The 3,450-nt window shown below is 70.8% G+C and carries 4 protein-coding genes; 1 reads left to right on the forward strand and 3 read right to left on the reverse strand.

Features of this window, described 5'->3' with window-relative positions:
• Positions 1–296: hypothetical protein (locus VEG08_11790; protein HXZ28665.1), on the reverse strand; the 296-nt coding region annotated here is incomplete at its 3' end.
• Positions 281–973: a hypothetical protein gene (locus VEG08_11795; GenBank protein HXZ28666.1), complete on the reverse strand. Its 693-nt coding sequence runs from the start codon at positions 971–973 to the stop codon at positions 281–283. The genes VEG08_11795 and VEG08_11790, both read right to left, overlap by 16 nt.
• 164 nt (positions 974–1,137) lie before the next feature.
• On the opposite strand from VEG08_11795, the gene VEG08_11800 reads away from it, so the two are divergent.
• Positions 1,138–2,958 (forward strand): tetratricopeptide repeat protein, encoded by a 1,821-nt coding sequence (locus VEG08_11800; GenBank protein ID HXZ28667.1) that lies wholly within the window; start codon positions 1,138–1,140, stop codon positions 2,956–2,958.
• Positions 2,959–2,962: 4 nt separating this feature from the next.
• On the opposite strand, the gene VEG08_11805 is transcribed toward VEG08_11800, so the two are convergent.
• Positions 2,963–3,436, reverse strand: a complete 474-nt coding sequence (locus tag VEG08_11805; protein ID HXZ28668.1) for a hypothetical protein — start codon at positions 3,434–3,436, stop codon at positions 2,963–2,965.
• Positions 3,437–3,450: the final 14 nt, after the last annotated feature.

Genomic DNA, 3,450 nt, shown 5'->3' on the forward strand with positions numbered 1-3,450 from the left:
TGCACGCCCACGATCACCAAGGCGAACAGAGAGCCGGCGAGGAAGAAGTTGTAGATCGTCCCCCAACGCACCGAGCGCACGGGATAGGTGAGGACGGCGAGGATGACCAGGAACGAGAGCTGGTGCCAGTAGGTGGGCCAACTGCGTCCGGCTATCAGGATCACGGCGCCGGCGATGACGCGCGCCGCCCACAGGATGTCGCCCAGGTAGCTGCGCCACGCGGGAGCAGGGGCGGCGGGCGGGCGCGCGGCCGCAGGCCCCGGGCGGGCGGAGCGCGGGCTCATCGGGGCGGCCATGGACGCGTCTCCGTGGTGCCGTCGGGATAGGTGATCTGCACCTGGCCCTGGTTGGGTTGGTACTCGACGTAGGCGTTGGGGTCGACGCCGAGATCGGCGGCGGTGGGCGGGGTGGTGGAGGCGCCGCCGGCGGGGGCTCCGGAGGGGGCGCTGCCGCTGCCGCCCAGGGGCGTGGTGCCGCCACCGGCGCTGGAGCCGCCGTAGCCGGAGCCGGCGCTGGAGCCGCCGCCGTCGCGGGGCATGCCGGCGCCGTCGGAGCCCATGCCGGGCAGGGTGCCCACGGGCATCTCCGGGATCGAGTCGTCCTTGGGCGTGAAGATGTCGTGGGTCGCGCCCAGGCCGCCGTCGCTCTGGGCGGGGATCTGGCCGGAGCCGAGGGCGCCGGCCACGGTGTCGGTGATGGGGCCGACCACATCCTCGCCGAAGCTCTTCACGTCGTCGGCCAGCTGCTTGATGTCGTCGGCGATGCGGTCGAGTTCGCCGGCGGCCGGCACCCAGTCCTCGTAGAGGCCCTTGACGAAGTTCTTGAGCTCCCGCTTGACCTCCTGGCGCGGGTCCTTGTCCTTGAACACGTCCTTGAGCGCGTTCCAGGCGCTCCCACCGAAGGCGCCCAGCGCCGACGACAGCCACCCCGGGAGGCGACTGAGAAAAGCATCGAGGATGTGGGCTGCGAGCACGCTGCGCTTTCCGGAACCGCGGATGGGCCGGGCCGACCCTGGGCAGAGCCCCCAAGGAGGGGGCTCGAATGGAGGGCCACTCTATCCCATTCTGGACGGATGTCAAGGCCGGCTTCCGCCCGCGGGGCTTCCCTGTGGTACAAGAGAGGCTTCGGGGGAGGGTCTTGCTCACAATCGGACCACGAAGCGCGCGCCGGCTGGCGCTGGGGCTGCTGCTGGGGATGTTGTGCAGCCTCCCGGCGCGGGCCGGGCAGAAGCCGTGGACGGAGGTGCGCAGCCCGCACTTTCGCGTGCTGACCGACGGCAACGCCGGGGACGCGCGGCGGGTGGCCCGCGAGTTCGAGCAGATGCGCGCCGTCTTCGCCAACGCCTTTCCCAACATGCGGCTGGATTCCGGCTCTCCCCTGCTGGTGCTGGCGCCGCGCGACGAGTCCGGCATGAGGGAGCTGGCCCCGGAGCTGTGGAAGCAGAAAGGCGTCAAGCCCGCGGGCTTCTTCGAGCACGGGTGGGAGAAGCAATACGCGGTGGTGCGGCTGGACCAGATCGCCCCCGACGCCTACGAGGTGGTGTACCACGAATACGTGCACAGCCTGCTGCACCTGAGCTTCCGCTGGCTGCCCACCTGGATGGACGAGGGCTTCGCCGAGCTCTACGGCAACACGCGCTTCGAGCAGACGCGGATGCTGATCGGGGCGCCCAGTTGGCGTCTGCGGGTGGTGCAGTCGCGGCCCCTGATCCCGCTGGACACCCTGCTGGCGGTCACCCCGGCCTCGCCCTACTACCACGAGGAAGACAAGGCCGAGATGTTCTATGCCGAGTCCTGGGCCTTGACCCACTTCCTCATCTTCGGTCCGGGCATGGAGGGCGGCCGCCGCTTCAACCAGTTCTTCCGGCTGGTGCAGCAGGGCGAGGAGCAGGAGAAGGCCTTCCACCAGGTCTTCGGCGACTCCCAGGAGCTGGAAAAGGCCCTGCGGCAGTACGTGACCAAGTTCGCCCTGAGCGCGTGGGTGATGAAGAACCCGCCCCAGACCGAGGAGAAGGACTTCGGGACGCGCGAGCTGACGGTGGCGGAGACCGAGGCCGAACTCGGGAGCTATTTCCTGTTCACGCACGATCTCGCCTCGGCCCGCGCTCCCATCCAGCAGGCCGTGGCCGACGATGCCCGGCTGGGGCTGGCCCACGAGGACATGGGCTTCCTCGACTTCGCCGAGGGCCGGGACGAGGAGGCGGCCCGCGAGTTCGCCCGCGCCTTCGAGCTGGACGGCAAGCTCTACCTTTCCTTGTACTACCGCACCATGCTCGCGCCCGCGGAGGCGCAGAGCCGGGAACAGGCCTTGCTGCAGGTGCTGAGCCTGAACCCGCAGTTCGCTCCCGCCTACATCCAGCTCGCCCGCCTGTACGTGAGCCAGGGGAAGCTGGAGGAGGCGCTGGCGCAGTCGCGCAAGGCCGAGCAACTGGAGCCCGCGCGGGCGGGCTATCACCTGATGAGCGGCCAGATCCTGCTGCGGCTGGGCCGCGGCGCCGAAGCCGCCGCCTTTGCCAAGGATGTGGCCGAGCGCTGGTTCGGCCCCGATCACAATGAGGCGGTGGAGTTGTGGCAGCGGGTGCCGGCGGAGCAGCGCCCGGCGGGCGCCGCGCCCGTCACCGCCCTGCCGCCGGGAACGCAGAGCGCGGAGGGCCGGGTGAAGTCGGTGGCCTGCGGCCCGCCCGATCAGGGGATGACCGTGGTGCTGGAGGAGCAGGGCCAGTCGCGCAGCTTCCGCGCCAAGGGTCCCTGGCAAACCGGCTTCTCCGACACGCTCTGGTACGGCGCCGACCACTTCAGTCCCTGCCGGCACGTGCAGGGTCTGCGCGCCATCGTGCGCTACCGGCCTTCCTCCGGCGGCGACGCCGGCGAGATCGCCGCGCTGGAACTGCGCGTGGACCTACCCCAACCGGCAGCGCCGCCCACGACGCCGCCAGCCACGCCGCCGACAAAGCCCTGAGCCGTCAGCGGCGGTCGGGGTGGGGCTCGAAGACCGGCTCCCGGCCGAAGACGCGCCGCCAGATCCCGGCGAAGCGCTCCCGGTCGGCTTCACTCTCGAAGCTGCACTCCAGCCTGCGATGGCGGAAGGCGGTGTGCCCGAGCTGCCCGGCATACTCCAGGGCGTACTCCCAACGCAGCTCCATGCCGGGCACGCCGTGCGTCTCCCAGGAGCAGAGGGTGGGCAGGTCGGTGGTCTCGGTGCATTCCACCTGGCTGATCTTGGCCCCCAGGGCGGCGCTGCCGCGCCAGCCGGTGCGGACGCGCCGGATGTCATCCAGGCCGTCTTCGGTGATGACGGGAGCGGGCAGACCGAAACCGGCTAGCTCCTGGAAGAGGGTCTCCAGGAAGCGCTGCGGGCCGGGGGCCTCGCAGATGGCGTTCCAGTCGCCGGTGTCGGGCTCATCGGGGGCGCCGCCTGTGAGGACCAAGCGCAGCATCAGGCCTCAAGCCA

The organism is Terriglobales bacterium, assembly GCA_035624475.1.
In the GTDB taxonomy this organism is placed as follows: domain Bacteria; phylum Acidobacteriota; class Terriglobia; order Terriglobales; family Acidobacteriaceae; genus DASPRL01.

Coding starts and splice junctions, on each gene's coding strand:
- VEG08_11805 (HXZ28668.1), bottom strand. CDS start 3,436: ATGCTGCGCTTGGTCCTCACAGGCGGCGCCCCCGATGAGCCCGACACC.